Source organism: Streptomyces sp. NPDC045701 (assembly GCF_056432045.1).
Map to the genome: position 1 here is coordinate 24,903 of NZ_JBWKJV010000003.1, position 17,363 is coordinate 42,265.

The following is a 17,363-nucleotide window of genomic DNA, read 5'->3' on the forward strand; positions in this document are numbered from 1 at the left end:
ACGGGAGGTCAGCGGGCCCGACGCTGCCGGCCAAAGCGATGCGTCGGGCCCGCGTACGGGTTCACGAGGTGCGCTGTTCCAGGTGGTGAGCACATGTGCCGCACATGCCGAGCGAGCGCGGGATGCGGTATCCCGCGTCGCGGCCGCAGGTGGGGCAGATCCGCTGAGCGGCGTTCGCGCGCTCGAGCGACGCCCGGCGGGCGGGGGTCATGGGACGGACGGGCTTGGCCCGGTCGATGCGGTAGAGGTAGGCGACCAGCGGGCCGCGGCGGCGGCGGGGGCGCTGCAGTTCGGCGGCGACGTCCTGTCCGCCGGGCCGCGGGCCGAGCGCCCGGAGCTGGCGGTAGGTGGCGAGACCTTCGGGGGCGAGGCGCCACCGGTAGACGGGGATGGTGCCCATCAGGAGACCGCGACCGGGTCAAGGGCCTGCTCGGCGGTCCGTTCGGCGCGCAGGGTCTCCCGCAGCGTCCGGGCCTTGTCCGGCGACGTACGCAGCGCCTTGCGGATGCCCTCGGCCGTCAACTGCTCGATCGGCCATGACTCGGTCAACTGCCTGGCCTCAGCCAGCAGTTCATCGGCCGTACGGAGCGGGCGGGTCGATCGGGCCGCCTCGGGGACCCGACCGGTCGCCCGACGCGGGGCCGACTGTTCAGCTGCGACCGCACGCACCGGGACCCGGTCAGTCGACTCACCGTCGAGCGAGGAATCGACCCGCTCAAGCGGCTCGATGGCCACCGGTCCGACCAGGGTGGGGATCGGCTCCGGGGCGAGTTCGACCACCTCAGAGGTAGACCGTTTCATGTCGATCTGGGTCGATTCCTCCGCATTCATGGGGTCGACCGGTCGATGGTGCAGCACCTTGGCGACCAGATCGGAACCGAAGTAGATCGACCCGACCGGAAGCGACGTCGCGAGCAGGACGAGCAGCCAGTTGACCGCGTCCCAGTCGGCCAGCCGCGTCCAGTCGACCGACTCGCCGTGCAGCTCGGGAACGAGACCGTGCACGAAGTTCAGCACCAGCGAGGCGGCGGTGTAGGCGGCCAGGACCCGCAGCGCGAACTTCTTGTCCGCCCGATCGGTGAGAACCAGCGTGGCAACCAGCGCGAGGGCCATCAGGCCGTCGACCACAAACGGGTAGAGCCTCGCGCCCGTCTCGTCCGCGCCCACGGCGGCGGCGACGTCCCGCAGCGCGTTCCAGGAGACGCGGAACGCCATGCCGACCACGGCGACCAGGGCGAGGACGAGCAGCGTCTTACCGGCGTGGTTCACGCCGCCTCTCCCGAGCCGAGGCGGTTGGTCAGGTCGCGGCGGGCCGCCATGACCCGGTTGCGGGCCCGGCGCCGGGTGTCCAGCTCGGTGGCCGGCCGGTCAATGGTCATGATCTGCGCGTCGAGCAGGTCGACCTCCGCCAGGATCAGCGGCATCTCGGTCTCGATCGCGTCCAGCTCCGCGTCCGACGGCTCGCCGTCGAACGGGGTGGCCGTAACAACGGCCTGAAGTGCAGCGATGGACTTCATTGGGTGTGTTCCTCTCATCCAGGAACGGCCCGGAACGAGGCCCTGGTGTGCAACCACCGGGGCCTCTCGCCGTCGGAACCATCCGGCTCCCCTCAACCCCGCCCGTACGAGACGGGCGGAGGAGGCAACCGGCCGCAGCCCGTCAGGGCCGCGAAGGGGTTGAGCGCGCGGATCTTGCCGCGCCGCCGCCTCCTCGACGAGGCGGCCTTGTTCTTCGAATCTCTCTGTTCAGTTCTCAAGCAACGAGCGCCCGGGGCCCTCCTCCCGGAGGAAGAGAGCTATCCCGAACAAGTGGGCATAGCTACGTACTTGACACCCCGTCTGACTTGTCTGGAGGAGTGACGTGCCATCAGTTTGTAGATGGAGGCTTGGCGAGTCAAGCCCCCTGGTCTAACTTGTACGGAGGAGTTGGTTCGACATGGGAAGGGCGCCGTGCGAAGAGGTATGACGAAGGCTCAAGAAATCGCCGCTGATCTGCGGGATCAGATCGTGAGGGGCGAGTTGACCCCCGGCGACCCGCTGCCGAGCGAGTCAAAAATGATGGCGGAGTACGGCTATAGCCGCGAGACAATCCGCGCCGGCGTGCGGGTGCTCGTTGATGAGGGGCTGGTCGTGACAGGCCAGGGGCAGGGCAAGTACGTCCGCGAGGACTACCCCCCGGTCGTGTGGAACTGGTCGACCTTGGAGAGCCGAACCCGACACGCAAACGCGGTCGAGGGGAGGACTGCCGGGGACCAGTGGGCCAGTGCTGTGGCAGAAGAGGGGAAGGCGCCAAGGCAAGAGATCACCGTGTCCATCGTCGAGCCACCAGCGCACGTACGCGACGCGCTGGCACTGCCGGACGGCGGCTTGGCGGTGGCTCGCAAGCGCATTCGTTACGTGGATAACCGCCCGTACGCGCTTGCCGACTCGTACTTCCCTCAGGACTTGGTCGCTGGCACTCTCCTGATGGAGCCGCGCGACGTCTCAGCTCCCGGCGGCGTGCTCGCTTCCGTCGGCCTCATTCAAGACAAGTACAGGGACGAAATCGCGGTCCGTATGCCGACGAAACACGAGGCAGAGCTGTTGGCTCTGCCCGCCGCAACCCCAGTAGCCGAGCACACCCGCACTGGCTACGACGTGGACGGCAAGCCTCTGCGTTGCATGGTCACCATCCTCCCCGGAGACAGGCACAAGATCCTTTATGAAGTCGACACCGACTGAGTTCCTCCGCCCCGCGAGGGCGGAGGACGTACCAGCCCTAATGGCACTGCGAACCGAAGCCGAGTCCTGGCTCGGGTCCAAGGGCACCGACCAGTGGAGTGACCCCGAGACGGGGGCCAAAGCGATCACTAAGTGGCGCGCATCCATTGATGAGGGACGCGCTTGGGTCGTCGAGGGCGACTCTGGTGCGATCCTGGCGACCGTAAGCCGCGGTCCCGTTGACCGAGACTTTTGGACGGATGAGGACCACCCGGAGACCGCGCTGTACCTGTACAAGCTGATCGTCGGCCGCAGCGCAGCCGGCCGACGGCTCGGGGAGCGCATCGTGGACTGGACGTCCCGGCTGGCGGCGACAGAAGGACGCGACTGGGTGCGCATCGACACATGGCGCACGAATGCGGGCCTTCACTCGTACTACGAGCGACTTGGGTTCAGCCACGTCCGAACAGAGACGCCCTCTCACCGTCGCTCGGGGTGGCTGGCGCAACGCCCCGTCCATGTCCTGAGCCTGCCCGAGCAGCCTCTGACGGTGGGCCGAACCGTAGGGGAGCGGCCCCAGCGAGAGGCTGTCCCCAACCCTCGTTAGCTCGTGACCTACAGTGGCAGGGGGCCAAACAGGGGGCCAACACGTGCAGACCCGCGTGGACAGCCCTGGACTGTTACGGACACTCAGCTACCGGAACGCCTTGGTCATGCAAGGATCCTCCAACCTCACGAGCGCGGGCAATCGCGTTCGGGACGAAGAGGTCGTGGGTTCAAATCCCGCCACCCCGACAGTGAAGTACCAGGTCAGAGGGCAGTTACTGAATTCAGTAACTGCCCTCTGGCGTTGTGCGTGACCGACTGCGGGACTACCACCGGATCGATCTTCCCGCCTGGATCACGGGCCGGGCCCGGGTTGCGTGCGGCTGGCCGCTGTCCTGGCCCGGGCAGCCCGCCGGGACGCACGTACGTGGGCTGGCCCGGTCGCGGGATGTGATGGGCTCGGCGGGCTCGTCCCCCTTCGCGCCGGCCTCAGCCGCCCGGTCGTGGCTGCGCTGGTACGAGTCCCGTTTCCGGCCTGGGTGATGTTTCCCCGCCGCCCGCGCGACGCAGTGCGCGCCGGCACAGCTGCCCGAGAGAGCGGTAGACGCCGTCCGGCAGGAAGACCGCGTCCGCGACGATCATCGCGGCGGAGAAGAGCGGCAGGCCCAAGATCACCGCGATGCCCACGTGCATGGTCAGCAACATGACCAGGACGGGGTATTTGAGCCTGCCGAACAGGACGAAGGGGAAGGCGACCTGCAACAGGACCGTCAGGTAGCAGGCGGCGGTAATCATCACCTGGTGGTCGTCGACCATCTGGGAGAGCGCGGGCCAGGGCTGGAACAGGTGCAGGTTCAGGGCGTAGTGGAGGGCGGTCCCGTTGCCCCAGGTGCCGCCCTGCACCTTGTACAGGCCCGCCGATCCGTAGAGGAAGCAGACCTGGGCGGCGATCACGAACATCCCGCAGTTGTGCAGGATCGTGACCAGCCTCAGGCGGGCTTCGCGGAGATGGCGCCGGAGCTCGCCCACGACCGTCGGCGACAGGTGTGCCTCCGGCCCCGCCCCCGACCGGAGCCCGGCCCTGCGCGCGTCGAGGGACCAACGCCGACCGCAGGCGGTGAACACCAGGTAGAGGGCCATGAGGAGGATGAGATTGTCCCCGCCGTCCGTCATGAAGATCGCCCTGGCGTGAAACGACGCCACCACGATGGCGAACATCAGGGACACCGCTCTGGTCCGCCAGCCCAGCATGAACAACGCGGACGTGACGACGGCCACCGCGTAGCAGAGCTCGAAGTACGCGCGGCTGTCGGACAGGGTGAGAACGCTTGCCCATCCCGTCTGGTCGAACAGTTGCCTCGCCAGCGCGGGAGTCCACGGCGAACCAGGTCCCCAGATCTCGTCACGGTGCGGAAACTCGCGCAGGAGGAAGACGAGGTAGAGCATGCCGTAGCCGATGCGCAGTACCGCCGCCGCGTACAGGGAGATCGGCCGCTCGACCAGCAGGGCGAAGAACGCTGCGAGGCGGTCGAGCGTTCGCTGCGCCACTGTGCGTGTACCCGCTGGCTCGGTGTCGCACTTCGCCGGCGGCGTAAGTGCCGGAGTCGGGGTCGGGGTCGGGGTCGGCTCAGTCGGTGCCATGCGGGGCCACCTTCCACCAGGGCAGGTAACGGGTTTCCACGGGGGTGGGCGCGGCTGTGGCCGGACGGTCGCCCCCCGCCGGGTCGGGGGCGCCGACGGGCAGTGTGACGACCCGCAGCTGGATGGAGTCGAAGGTGCCGCCGCGCTGGTCGGCGACGCGCTCCGCCGCGATGTTGCGGAGGTACCGCTGGATCATCACAGCCCGCTCCGAACGCGGTTGGTCGTCGCCGCCGAGCGTTTCGAGGTAGGAGCTCCAGGCCCGGCGCAACATGTTCTGCGTCGTGTGGCTCGGGAAGGGGTTGTGCTCGGTCGCGGACCTGTCCACACCGCTCAGATCGAACCAGCCGCTCACGCGCGCGGTGCCGTCCGGAGCGGTCCGCACGGTCCTCACGGAGATCTGTCGATTGACCGACTCCGGGTCCGGGGCGAAGAGTCGCCAATTCTGCTCGAACAGCGGATATACCCATGCGTTGATCTGCCGACTGTATCGCTGTGAAATGGCGTTCGTCGGTGCTACATGCAGAAAGACCAGGAGCACATGAATGAGCGTGACCGTCAGGCAAAGAACCACGGCGGCTCCTGTGGCAGCCGCAAGAAAGCGGCGCGGCGGCCCCGAACCGCCGTGAGGTGCGGGGGGAATACCGCTGCGGCCGATGTCGGCCGAACCGGCGGCGGAGATCTCCGATTCCTTTGCTTCCGCTTGCTCGACACCACTCAGCACGGCCCCACCCGGCCTTCCCATCCCGCTGTTCATTTCCACTTCTTCCGGTTCCGCGCATGGCGCGCGGTGGATTCGGTCCACCGCGCGTCACGCATCTCACTCGCGCATGCGGGCGACCGGCTCTGCGCTCAGCCCGCCGCAGGAACTACCGGCCCGTGTGACCGCCGGGTGCGCCGGACTCGCCATGCCGTCCGTGCTCGAGGTCGCCGTAGCCGCCGGGCTTGCCGTCACCGGGCTTGCCGTCGTGGCCGTGGCCGGGCTTGCCCGGCTTGCCCGGCTTCCCGTGGCCAGGCTTGCCCGGCTTCCCCGGCTTCCCGTGGTCGTGACCGGGCTTGCCGGGCTTGCCCGGCTTCCCGTGGCCGGGCTTGCCCGGCTTGCCCGGCTTACCGGGCTTCCCCGGCTTCCCCGGCGGCTTGGGGCCGCCTCCGCCCGTGGTGCCACCGTGGACGCCGCCGATGGTCGCGCCCGTGGTGCCGCCCGTGGTGCCCGCGATGAGGCCACCGGTCGTCACTCCACCGAGCACTCCACCGACCACTCCGCCGTTGCCGCCACCGGTGGTGCCGCCCGTCGTCACTCCGCCGAGCACACCACCGACGCCGCCCGTGGTGCCGCCGTTCGTTCCGCCGTTCGTTCCGCCCGTGGTGCCGGCGATCACTCCGCCGGTGGCGGTCCCGCCGGTGGCGGTCCCACCGGTCGTGCCACCCGTGGTCTCGCCGGCGCAGGCCGGTCGTGTGATCGTGTTGGTGTCCAGCGTCACCGAACCGTTACGGGCCAGTGCTCGGCCGACGAGGTCCGCCTCCGTGGTGGCGGTGATCGATGTCATGGCCATGATGGTGCCGACGAAGTCGGAGTCGGTACCGAGGGTGGCCGAGCTGCCGATCTGCCAGAACACATTGCACGGCGAGGCGCCGTTGATGAGGCTCACGTTGCTGGCGGAGGCCGTCGTCAGGCCCGAACCGACCTGGAACACCCAGATGGCATCGGGGTTGTTCTGGCCGTCCAGGGTGAGCGTTCCCGTGAGACCCAGGGTGGACGAGGCCGTGTAGACGCCCGGAACCAGCGTCAGGCCGCCCGCGTCCGGGGGAAGAGCGCCGTCCGAGGCCTGGCCGGCCGCGTTGTTGTAGGCCGCGACGAGGTCGCTCTTCGCTCCGGCGGCCACGGCGTCCGCCGAGTGGATGGTTCCGTTCACCAGTCCCGGCGGGAATCCGGAGATCGCCGTCCCCGGATGCACCCCGACATCGCCGGTAATGACCGAAGGTCCGGTGTTGGTGACCGACTCACCGGCGAGAACGGCGAAACTTTCGGCCGTGCCCAGGGGCACAGGCTGGGCAACCGCGTTCGCCCGCGTGGGCGTCACCGCCACTACGACAGCGGCGATCACCATGGCGAGCAACGCCGCCATCCAGGCCGATGTTTTGCGCCAATGAGGCGCGGCAGATGTATTCAGCGTCATCGAGAAGCCAGCTCCAGAGGGGATGGTGGCGCGATCAGCGAATACCGGATGTCCGGAATCGCCCATTTCTGACGGCTGTCATATTACGCAGACAGCTTCCCGTGGTTATGATCCAGCAGGGTGATTTCCTCGGAGTGCACCATATGCATCGTGGAATATATGAAGAATGGGCCGAACGGGCGCGAAGACGGCAGGGCCCATTGACTTGAGGGCCACCAGCACCATTCGCGCTTTGTTGAATGTCCGCCAAACGGCCACCTGCGGAACGCCGGGCCACCCGGGTCGATCACTCAGGGCCCGCCACCCCGGCGGCCGGAACACCGGGTCAGGGCCTGACCCGCGCGAGCGGATCAGGCCCTGACCTGGTGGTGAGCGGGTGGGCGTCACCTCGGGCGCCGCGTGCCGACCGGCTCGCGGGCGGGTGCCGCTATGTCCATGATCCCAGCACTACGCCCAGCGCGGTGAGCAGGCAGAAGGCGCTGCCCCACACCAGGGCGTGGCGTATGCAGCGGTACTTGGTCCAGGCGATCCGGGACAGAACCGCCAGTTGGCCGAGATCGCGGGCCACCGGGTCGGTGTGTCGGACGGTCCGCTCCAGATGCGCGACCGACGTCGCGAGCCGCGCGTCGCCGAAGTAGTGGGTGCGGGAGCGGCGGGGGTTTCCGAGCCGTGGGGTCACGGCCAGGCCCAGCAGGACGAACGTGGGTACACAGGCGGCGCAGCCCGCCCAGAGGAGGACCTGCGGGAGGACGGCGTACTGGCGCGGGGTGACGACGCCGCTGCCGACCGCGCCCAGCAGAGCCGTGAGGACCGCGCCCAGGGAGGCCAGCATGAGGCCGGCCTTGTTGTCGGCCCTCACCAGTTCCTCACGGGCCTCGACGAGCAGGACCCTGGCGAGTTCCGCCCCACGGTCGGTCCCGGTGTCGCCGTCCGGGTCCGTGTGGGCCTCGTGTCCGGGTGTGGACATGCTCCCCCTCCGTGTTCCGTCGGTGTGGCGCGGCCGCCCCGGCGAGTGCGGGGCAGCCGTGGCTCCGGGTGTTCGGCGCGCGGGTGGGCGCGTCAGAGCGCCGACGAGCGGCGGATCTCGTCCTCCAGGGCGTTCACCGCCTGCCGGACCCGGATGTTCATCGCAGCCGTGTGCTCCCGGAACGCCGCCTCCGACTCGGCGCGGTGACGCCGGACCCTCCTGCTCGATGGCGTCCTGGGCGATCTCGAGGTTCGCCACGGCCCGGCGCTCGGCGAGCCGGACCTCCTCTTCGTGAATCCTGACCGCGCTGTTGCTCGCGCCGGTGAGCATCCGGTCGTACGCGGACTCACCGCTCAGGTACTTCACCAGCACGGGAAGCACGTCGAGGAAGACGAACAGCAGGCGGACCAGCCAGATGCCCACGAACAGCACCGGGTTCCCGGTCGCGAGCCGGTCGAGTGCCCGCATCCGCTCCAGGACCCCGATCTCCTTCTGCTTGGCACGCTCCTCGTCCAGCCTCCGCTCGACGCTCTCGGCCCGTGCCTTGAGGAAGGCGCCGCGTGACACGGTCTGCTCGGCCTCGATCTTCGAGATGCGGCTGTTCATGCCGGCCAGCCGCTTCTCGTTCTGGTCGGTGCGGTGGGTCGTGCGGTAGTCCTGTGCCTTGTCGCGCAGGCGCAGGCACTCGGACGTCCGCTGATACACGTTCGTCCCGGCGATGCGGATCAGCCGGCGGCACTCGTCCCGTACCTCGGAGTCGATCGCCTCCAGCCTGGTGGTGTCCTGGTCCACCCGCTTCTGCAGGACGGCGGCGTCCGAGCGCAGGGCGGCCAGTTCCTCGGCCGCCTCACCGGGCGTCGCGCCGAAAGTGAGGACGTAGGTCTCGCCGCAGCCCGCCGGGGTGACGGTCCGCGTCGTGGACGGTACGGGGTTGCAGCGGACCAGGTTCGTCCGCAGGCGGTCGACCGCGTCCGTGCGTTCGTCGGCGACGTGTGCCTCGATGGCCGTCTGGAAGATACGGAGCACCAGGGGCTCGGCGATCACCGCGCCGAGCATCAGGGCGATCAGCAGGCGCATCAGGAGGGGTCCCACCCGTCGCCGCGCGTTCGGCTGCGGGGTGACCAGCCAGCGGTCGAGGTTGAGCACGAACAGCATCCAGATGACCGTCGGGACGAGGGCCACGAGGGAGACCCTGCCGAGCGCCTCCGTCGCGAAGTTCCACATGGAGAACGCCGCGATGACGGACGTGCCGAGCACCACCCCGCCGAGGGCCGTGTACTTGCTCCGCTCGTACCCGACCCTGGCCAGCAGTTCCTCGTCGACGCCGGTCAGGACACGCAGCCGCCGTGCCGTGTCGAAGCCGGACGCGTGGCGCCGGCGGGCGTGGGGCCGGTCACCGGATGTGCGGGGGGCCGGTCCGTTCGCCGTGGTGCGGGCGGTGACCCCGCCGTTCGCGGTACGCGGGGCGGCGGGGCCGCCGGGGCCCTGGCCGTTGGCCGTACCGGGGACCGCCGTGTGATTCGTGAGGAGGTCAGTCAAGGAGATCGTCCTCGTCCTTGACGAAACCGCTCTGCGGGTCGCGCGAGCCGTCCCGCCCCGTCGTCCTGTTGCCCGCGCGCTCCGGTCCCGCCCCGACCATGCGGGTGGCGGCGGGTCCGACGGCGGGCGCGGCCCGGCCGCCCGTCTCCCGCAGGACCTGTTCCAGGACCTGGTGGTAGTCCACGTATTCGCTGCCACCCATCTGCCGCAGCAGTGTCAGCACCGTGTCCCGGCGCATCTGCGCCTCCGCCGTCTCCCGCGCCTGTGCGTGGGCCCGGTCCGACGTCTCGGCCTCGTGACGGCGGACCGACTCCTCCTCGGCGGCCCGGTGGATGCGGGCCGCCGCCTCGGTGACGCCGATCTCCTCCCGGGCGATACCGAAGGCGTCCACGTGGTCCGACCCCTGGGAGAGGAGTTCCGCGATCCGCAGCGCGTCCTGGGTCTCGAAGTCGCGCTGTCCACGCCGGAGTTCCCAGGAGCGCCGCTCGTCCCGCAGCTTCTGCTCCCAGTCCCGCAGGTCGTCGGACGCGTGCACCTCGGCGCTGACGAACTCCACGCTCATGCCCGCGACCCGTGGCGGCACGATCGCGCTGTAGGCGGTCAGGCGGTGGCCGGCCTGGGTCCGTACCGCGTTGACCTCCTCCACGCGGTGTCCGGCGCTCACCCTCGGCAGGTCCCCGTCACCCATCAGGTAGGCCCGCAGCGGGACGGTGACGTCGATGACGCCCTGCCGGGCGATGACGGCCGGGTCGGTCACCTGGCACGTGAAGGCCGCCCGGACGGTGAAGTTGTCCGCCTCGCTGACCGACGGGAGCGTGCGCTCGACCTCGACCAGGCGCGCCCGGGTGTCGACCAGGCTGACCGAGGAGGCGTCGAGTACGTCGGGGTGGGTGGGGTCGAACACCATGCCCTCGGGGAACGGGCGGTAGTTGCCGCCGACCCTGAAGACGTAGACCGCGCCGGGCGGCAGTTGCGGCACGTCGTCGCGGCGGCGGCGCCGGGACCACCAGGTGCCCTGGACCGTGGCCAGGATGTGCTCGGCGATGACCGGGTAGTTCACTTGCTTCGGCCTCCTTGGGCGGAGAGGAACGGAGGGGTGGATATGAGGGACGCGGTGAAGCGCCCGGAGTCGGCCGCCGGCCGGCCGCGCAGCGTTCCGATGAGCACCTGCGCCAGCTGGGCGGCGCCGGGAATGGCGTAGTCCGGGTGCTTGAGGGCGATGGACAGGTGGCGGCACAGCGCGGTCCACTGGCGGCCGGTCATGGCCGCGCGCATGGCCTCCCCGAGTTCGCGTACGGCACCGGTGACGGACGGGTCGTCCCGGAGCTGTACGAGGGTCCGGCACAGGGCGCCGACCGCCCGGCCCCGGTTGCCGCTGTGCAGGACGTCCGCCCACAAGGACCCGAGATGGCGGGCGCTGTCCGGAACGGTGCGGAGGAGTGCCGCGGTGAGGGGATCGGGCGAGTCCGGTCCGGCGGCCTCCAGGAGCTGGAGGGCGGTCCGCAGGGCGATCGCCCGCTCCCGGGACCCCCGTGCCGTCCTGGCGATCACGGTCCGTACGTACCGGAGGACGAACACCGCGCGGTCCGGCTCCCGCTCGGCGGTCTGCAGCAGCAGGACCAGCGAACGCTGGGCCGACAACGCGATCCGCTCCCCGCGCTGGGTCAGGAACCACAGTGATCTGAGCGCTTCGAAGCGGTAGAGGGAGCCGAGGCGGCCGGTCAGCGCCATGGCCGCCGTCACGGCGCGGTTCGGCCCGCTGTTGTCCGTCCAGCCCAGGACGATGTTCAGGGCCTGCGGGGCGAGGTGCTCGACGTCGCACATGAACTGCAGCGTCAGCGCGGCGGTCACCCGCTGGCTGGTGAGCCCTTCGGACCACACCTTCAGCATGCTCTCGTCGACCTCGACGAGCGCGTGCCGGGCGAGCAGCGCGACGCCGCGGGCCACTTCCGTACGGGTCTCCAGGTCGCCCAGCAGGGCCAGCTCGCCCAGCCACCGGCGCATCGGGTACCACAGCTCATAGCCGTACAGGTCGTGCAGCTCCTCGATGACGAACTCGCGGACCCGGGGGTCGGTGAAGACCAGGCGCCGCTCGCTGCGCCCGGCGTCACGGCCGGGCCCGGCCCGGTGCTCGGTCGTCACGAGTCCCACGGCCCGCTCCTTCCAGCGCGCCCGGGACTGCTGGGCCACCGCACCGTGCGCGGTCTCCCTCGCCGCGCCGTCCCCCTCCGCGGCCGGTGTCCCGCCGCTCAGCTCCCAGTCGCGCACATGGGCGGTGAGCGCCGCGCACTCCTTCTCGAACGTCCGTTCAGGGACCCCTTCGAGAAAGGCGAGAGCCGCGAGCGGGATCAGGTCGTCCGCGGACGGCTGCTTGCGGAACAACTCCCGGACCAGTTCCCGGCACCGGTCGCGCAGGGTGTCCAGCGCCTTCTCCGGTCCGTTTCGGGACAGGTCCACCGCCGCGGCGACGATGTCCGCCGGCCGCCGCTGTTCGCCGACCCGCTCCCGCAACTCCCGGTCGGCCTCCGGGGTGAGTTCCCTGTGCGGCAGCAGGCTCCGGCAGTACTCGAACAGCTCCACGGGGTCCGGGGTTCGCCACGTCACGCAGTGCTCCCGCAGCGCCAGCCGCCTGCGGGTCGCCTCCCCCGCCGTGATCACCAGGTAGGACCCTCTGCGGCGCAGTTCCTCGCTCAGCCGCCCGATCGCGTACGCCTGCACGGCCTCGACGTTCAGCTCGCCGACGTAGTCGAGGATGACGTAGCCCTGGCCCGGTCTGAGGTCCTGCGACTGGGCCAGCTCCGCGAGGGCGTTGGCGGGCGACAGGCTGCGCAGCTTGGCGTCCTCGCCCAGGACCTTCCTGAGGAGAGCGAGTGAGCCCGCTCTCCGGCCGCAGTTGTCCTGGCCGGTCAGCACGACGAGGGCGTTCTCGCGGAGTCGGGCGAGCGCCTCGTCGAAGCAGGGCCGGGGCGGGAGGTGGAACCGCAGGGCGCGGTCCGCCTCCTCGGGCTCGATGGTGCCGGGGGCGAGGCCGGGGGACGGGACGGCGCCGAACCCGAACGCCGCCGAGGACGCGTCGACCACGCCGTAGAAGTTGTTGTTGACGAGCTGGTGGACTTTGCGCAGGTCGTCGTAGCCCCGGTCGTCCTCCGCGCGTTCGTCCAGCTCCTGACGGCGCTCGGGGGCCGCGTCCGGGCCGGAGACCGGGCCGGGGGCGCGTCCCCCGGCCTCCGGCGGACCGTCGGCGTCGTCCGGTGGGGGCGGCACGGTCTCCGCCTCAGGGGGTACCGGCGGTACGGCCGGCCCGTCGTCCGGGTCGGGTGCGTCAGCCACCGGCGCTCCCGAACCCGAAGACGGCGCCCCGGGCGTTCACGGGTCCGGTGATGTTGGTGACGGTGAGGTGGTCGGCCCGGTACTCCTGGTTCATCCCCGTCCCCTCGGCCCTGACCGCGGCGGCCGGTGCGGACCGGGCGGCCGCGGTCTCCCCCGGTGCCGGTTCCGCCGGCTTCCCCGTCTCCGCGGGCCCCGGCTCGCGTGAGGCGGCAGCCGGTGCGCCGAGCGTGGGCACGCGCAGCCAGGCCGGGGCCTCGTACTGCTTCTCCTGGACGGTGACGCGGGTGAAGTCCTCGGGCATCAGGGTCGTATGGCCGCCCACGACCGTGGACCGGAAGACGTCGTCGGACAGCAGCAGCACCAGGTCGGCCTCCGGGTGCGCGGCCAGGGCGGCGTAGAGCGGCTGCGCGCTCAGCATGCGTGCCGTGGCCACGACGGCCGTGCCGGCGAAGCCGTTGTCCGCCAGCTCCACCAGCCCCTAGTGGATGACCGCCCGCAACCGCATGCGGGCCCCTGGCACCCGCTGGGCGTTGTACTCGCGCAGCTCGGCGACCAGATGGCGGACGTAGTCGTCGACCAGCCGGGGTTCCTGGCCGTCGACGGGCCGGACCGCGAGCTGCTCGTCGCCCTTGCGCTGGATCTGCCACTGCGCCCGGTCCAGACCGGCCCCCCTGGCGGCACGGTCGAGAAGCCGCGGCAAATCGTGCTGGATTCCGGACTGCCTACGGTCGTTGTTGCTTCCGTAGGCTTGCGCGTCCACGGCTATGCAGGTGCAGGGATAGAAATCAGGCCACGCAGCCACCCGATCATTTCCTCTCTGGGCAGGTGGTGGGCAGACATGCCCACGAAGTGCTGTCCGAGAGGTTAGGAGAGGGCGCGTCGGGTGATCCCGTATCAGTACGGGTTGTCAGCGGCCACTTTGGCGAATTCGAGCAGCTTCGGAACGTCACAGATGGTGATGCTGCGATAGCTGCGTTCCACCAGTCCCTGCGCCGTCAGCGTGGCCAGGTTCTTTTCGGCCGTATTGAGCTTGAGGCCGGCCAGGGACGCGAGTTCCTTCTGTGTCAGCGTCACTCCGAGGTCGCACCGCGTGCCGTCACTGTCCGGGGCGGGCTGGGCGTACGCCTGGCACAGCTCCGCCAGGACCCGTGCCAGCCGCGTCAGCGAGTCGTACGCCTGGAAGTCGATCCGGCGCCGGTTGGCCCAGCGCAGACGGGCGCAGAGCATGTGGAGGACGGCTCGCATGGCGTCCGGGTGCCGGGAGAGGAAGCTCTCCAGCGCCCGCATCTGAATGATCCGCGCGGTGACGTCGCCGCACGCGACGACCGTGCCGGACCTGGGGCGTTCCTCGAAGGCCGCCATCTCGCCGACCAGGTCGCCCGCTATCCGGACTGCGAGCAGTATGTCGTAGCCGCTTTCGGCGCTGGCGACCACTTTCACGACACCGCTGGTGAGCAGGAGGACGTGCCGGCTTCCGTCGCCCTGATGAAGCAGGGTGCGATACGGCGGATAGGCCATCGGGGTGCCCAGGCTCAGAAGTTCCTCCCGAGTCGCGTCCCGCAGCCGGCCGAGAAATGTGGACGGCGGCCACGCCTGATTCACGAGCACCCCTGACGATCTCCCTCCGCGGCGCAGCGCGCCGTTCGAGCCTGACCATGCTGCCGTCGCGCGGTGCGTCGGCAAACGGATAGCGCGGGATGTGGCCTGTTCTAACGCTTCTCAGCCGGAATTGACCGAACAGACTTTCCCCGTCGGGTCGAATACCTCACCGGTGTGGAGGTCCGATCGTGCTGGTGGGATGTCCGACCGTGCCGGCGGTGGCGTCACCCGCTCGGTGGCGTGGGGTCGCCGGGTGGGGAGGGGGCGGGCACGCTCGGGGGATGAGCGATATGTCCGAGGGTCCGCAGGGCTCCGCCCACCACGCGTACGCCCACCGCACCGCGCCCGGCGAACCCCGGGGCCGGGGCGGGTGGGCCACGGGTGGGGTCATGTTCGCCGGCGTGCTGATGATGGTGGAGGGCGTGCTCGGGATGCTCCAGGGCATCGCGGGCATCGCCGAGGACGACGTCTACGAGCGCGTCGGGGAGTACGTCTTCGAGTTCGACGTCACCGCGTGGGGCTGGATCCACCTGGTGCTCGGCCTGCTGGTCGCCGTCATCGGCGCGGGCATCCTCAGCGGGGCGGAGTGGGCGAGGGCGAGCGGGGTGGCGCTGGCCGCGCTCGCCGTGATCGCCAACTTCATCTGGCTGCCCTACCAGCCGGTGTGGGCCATCGTCTCGATCGCGATCGCCGTCTTCGTCATCTGGGCGCTGTGCACCGAGGACACCGGTCCCGCGGCGCCCGGGAAGCGCTAGGGAGTGCCCGGGAGGTATCGGCGTCCGCCCCGAGGGCGGGGGCGCGGCGTCCGGTGCGTGCGATCGCGAGGCGGAGGGAGACATGGCGGAGCCATGGCGACCGACGACAACGCGGCCGGCGTGCGTGCGGGACGTCGCGGGCCGGGCGAGACCTTACGGACGCGGCCTGGGACCCGGCCGCCCCGCGGGAGAGCGCCGGCGGGATCCGGCCCCGCGCCGGAGGTTGTCCACAGGTTGCGGACGGGGCGGACCGATTGTCATGGCGATCGGGTTTCATGGACGCATGACTGAGCCGACTGATACGCAGACCATGCCCGACTGGGAGAAGCGCTTCCGGGCTCCCCGGGTGTCCCTGCCCGAGTGGGCGTGGGACGCGCCGGGCAGGGCGTTGTTCGTGTCCAACGCGACCGGGACGTACGAGCTGTACGCGTGGGACCGGGACACCGGCGAGCAGCGGCAGGTCACCGACCGGCCGAACGGCACGACGGACGGGGTGCTGTCGCCGGACGGCGAGTGGATCTGGTGGTTCTCGGACACGGACGGCGACGAGTTCGGGGTGTGGATGCGCCAGCCGTTCGCCGGCGGGGAGGACGAGCCGGCGGCGCCGGGGCTTCAGGCGTCCTATCCGGCGGGGCTCGCGATCGGGCGGGACGGGACCGCCGTGGTCGGGCGTTCGACGGACGAGGACGGTTCGACGATCCATGTCGTACGGCCCGGGCTGCCGCCGGTGGAGATCTACCGGCACCGGGAGTCGGCCGGGGTCGGGGACCTGTCGCACGACGGGACGCTGATCGCGGTCGAGCACACCGAGCACGGTGACGCCATGCACGCGGCACTGCGGGTGGTCCGGCCGGACGGCGCGGTGGTGGCCGAGATGGACGACACCAGGGGCGGGGCGGAGGCCCTGGGGCTCAGCGTGCTCGGGTTCGCGCCGGTGGCCGGCGACACCCGGCTCCTCGTGGGTCACCAGCGGCGCGGGCGCTGGGAGCCGATGCTGTGGGACGTGGCGTCCGGCGCGGAGACGGAGCTGGGGCTCGACCTGCCCGGTGACGTGTCGGCCGAGTGGTACCCGGACGGGTCCGGGCTGCTGGTGGTGCACAGCTTCGAGGCGCGCAGCGAGCTGTGGCGGTACGAGATCGCCACGGGCCGCCTGGCGCGGGTGGACACCCCGGCCGGGTCGGTGTCGAGTGCGACGGCGCGGCCGGACGGGGCCGTGGAGTACCTGTGGTCGTCCGCCGAGCGGCCGCCGGTGGTGCGGTCCACGAAGGGCGGTGTCGTGCTGGAGCCGCCGGGGATGAAGGCGCCCGCGTCGGTGCCGGTGGAGGACGTGTGGGTCGAGGGGCCGGGGGGCCGCATCCACGCGCTCGTCCAGCGCCCGGCGGGCGCGGAGGGGCCGCTGCCCACGGTGTTCGAGATCCACGGCGGGCCCACCTGGCACGACAGCGACGCCTTCGCCGCCGCCCCCGCCGCCTGGTTGGACCACGGCTACGCGGTGGTCCGGGTCAACTACCGGGGCTCCACGGGGTACGGGCGCGAGTGGACGGACGCCCTCAAGCACCGGGTCGGGCTGATCGAGCTGGAGGACATCGCGGCGGTCCGGGACTGGGCGGTGACCTCCGGTCTGGCCGACCCGGCCCGGCTGGTCCTCACCGGTGGCTCGTGGGGCGGTTACCTCACGCTGCTCGGGCTCGGCACCCAGCCGGACGCCTGGGCGCTGGGCATCGCCGCCGTCCCGGTCGCGGACTACGTCACGGCGTACCACGACGAGATGGAGGCCCTGAAGGCACTGGACCGGACCCTCTTCGGCGGGTCGCCGGAAGAGGTGCCCGAGCGGTTCGAGGCGTCGTCCCCGATCACGTACGTGGACCGGGTGCGGGTGCCGGTGTACATCTCGGCGGGGGTGAACGACCCCCGCTGCCCGATCCGTCAGATCGACAACTACGTGGACCGGCTCGCCGCCCGGAACGCGGTCCACGAGGTGTACCGGTACGACGCGGGGCACGGCTCGCTCGTGGTGGAGGAGCGGATCAAGCAGGTGCGGCTGGAGCTGGCCTTCGCGGCCCGGCATCTGGGGACCCGCGCGGAGGGGAAGTGACGGCGTTCCGTACCGTGG

The 17,363-nt window shown here is 70.7% G+C and carries 16 protein-coding genes; 4 read left to right on the top strand and 12 right to left on the bottom strand.

Annotated features, from left to right (window positions below):
• Positions 1-61: 61 nt before the first annotated feature.
• The 3 genes from AC07DW_RS04205 to AC07DW_RS04215 are packed head-to-tail and all read right to left on the bottom strand — an operon-like array spanning position 62 to position 1,517.
• A complete protein-coding gene (locus tag AC07DW_RS04205) occupies positions 62-400 on the bottom strand; it encodes an RRQRL motif-containing zinc-binding protein (protein WP_478856075.1) in 339 nt (112 codons plus the stop codon).
• Complete coding sequence (locus AC07DW_RS04210) at positions 400-1,269, bottom strand: DUF2637 domain-containing protein (RefSeq protein WP_478856076.1); 870 nt, start codon at positions 1,267-1,269, stop codon at positions 400-402. Before AC07DW_RS04210 ends, AC07DW_RS04205 begins: the two co-directional genes overlap by 1 nt.
• Complete coding sequence (locus AC07DW_RS04215) at positions 1,266-1,517, bottom strand: DUF6284 family protein (protein ID WP_478856077.1); 252 nt, start codon at positions 1,515-1,517, stop codon at positions 1,266-1,268. Before AC07DW_RS04215 ends, AC07DW_RS04210 begins: the two co-directional genes overlap by 4 nt.
• A 444-nt stretch (positions 1,518-1,961) precedes the next feature.
• Between AC07DW_RS04215 and AC07DW_RS04220 the strand changes: the two genes are divergently transcribed.
• A complete protein-coding gene (locus tag AC07DW_RS04220; RefSeq protein WP_478856078.1) occupies positions 1,962-2,720 on the top strand; it encodes a GntR family transcriptional regulator in 759 nt (252 codons plus the stop codon).
• 40 nt (positions 2,721-2,760) lie between these two features.
• Positions 2,761-3,306, top strand: a complete 546-nt coding sequence (locus tag AC07DW_RS04225; RefSeq protein WP_478856079.1) for a GNAT family N-acetyltransferase — start codon at positions 2,761-2,763, stop codon at positions 3,304-3,306.
• Between the two features lie 428 nt (positions 3,307-3,734).
• Here the strand turns inward: AC07DW_RS04225 and AC07DW_RS04230 are convergent, their stop codons facing one another.
• From AC07DW_RS04230 to AC07DW_RS04270, 9 genes are all read right to left on the bottom strand, one after another.
• A complete protein-coding gene (locus AC07DW_RS04230; RefSeq protein ID WP_478856080.1) occupies positions 3,735-4,793 on the bottom strand; it encodes an HTTM domain-containing protein in 1,059 nt (352 codons plus the stop codon).
• A gap of 79 nt (positions 4,794-4,872) precedes the next feature.
• Positions 4,873-5,640: a DUF5819 family protein gene (locus AC07DW_RS04235; protein ID WP_478856081.1), complete on the bottom strand. Its 768-nt coding sequence runs from the start codon at positions 5,638-5,640 to the stop codon at positions 4,873-4,875.
• Positions 5,641-5,752: 112 nt separating this feature from the next.
• Positions 5,753-7,060, bottom strand: coding sequence for an ice-binding family protein (locus AC07DW_RS04240; RefSeq protein WP_478856082.1), 1,308 nt, complete (start codon positions 7,058-7,060; stop codon positions 5,753-5,755).
• 427 nt (positions 7,061-7,487) lie between these two features.
• Positions 7,488-9,566, bottom strand: coding sequence for a DUF4407 domain-containing protein (locus AC07DW_RS04245; RefSeq protein WP_478856083.1), 2,079 nt, complete (start codon positions 9,564-9,566; stop codon positions 7,488-7,490).
• Positions 9,559-10,626: a hypothetical protein gene (locus AC07DW_RS04250; RefSeq protein WP_478856084.1), complete on the bottom strand. Its 1,068-nt coding sequence runs from the start codon at positions 10,624-10,626 to the stop codon at positions 9,559-9,561. The genes AC07DW_RS04245 and AC07DW_RS04250 overlap by 8 nt, the downstream gene beginning before the upstream one ends.
• The gene (locus AC07DW_RS04255) at positions 10,623-12,896 is read right to left on the bottom strand and encodes a hypothetical protein (RefSeq protein WP_478856085.1); all 2,274 of its coding nucleotides are present in this window, start codon (positions 12,894-12,896) and stop codon (positions 10,623-10,625) included. The genes AC07DW_RS04250 and AC07DW_RS04255 overlap by 4 nt, the downstream gene beginning before the upstream one ends.
• Positions 12,889-13,368, bottom strand: coding sequence for a hypothetical protein (locus AC07DW_RS04260; protein WP_478856086.1), 480 nt, complete (start codon positions 13,366-13,368; stop codon positions 12,889-12,891). Before AC07DW_RS04260 ends, AC07DW_RS04255 begins: the two co-directional genes overlap by 8 nt.
• A gap of 6 nt (positions 13,369-13,374) precedes the next feature.
• Positions 13,375-13,656 (bottom strand): hypothetical protein, encoded by a 282-nt coding sequence (locus AC07DW_RS04265; protein ID WP_478856087.1) that lies wholly within the window; start codon positions 13,654-13,656, stop codon positions 13,375-13,377.
• Between the two features lie 134 nt (positions 13,657-13,790).
• Positions 13,791-14,504: a Crp/Fnr family transcriptional regulator gene (locus AC07DW_RS04270; RefSeq protein ID WP_478856088.1), complete on the bottom strand. Its 714-nt coding sequence runs from the start codon at positions 14,502-14,504 to the stop codon at positions 13,791-13,793.
• Positions 14,505-14,776: 272 nt separating this feature from the next.
• Here AC07DW_RS04270 and AC07DW_RS04275 point away from each other — a divergent pair, with 272 nt between their 5' ends.
• Entirely contained in the window at positions 14,777-15,250 is a 474-nt protein-coding gene (locus tag AC07DW_RS04275) for a DUF7144 family membrane protein (RefSeq protein ID WP_478856089.1), read from the top strand.
• A gap of 283 nt (positions 15,251-15,533) precedes the next feature.
• A complete protein-coding gene (locus AC07DW_RS04280) occupies positions 15,534-17,345 on the top strand; it encodes a S9 family peptidase (RefSeq protein WP_478856090.1) in 1,812 nt (603 codons plus the stop codon).
• The last annotated feature ends 18 nt before the right edge of the window (positions 17,346-17,363 follow it).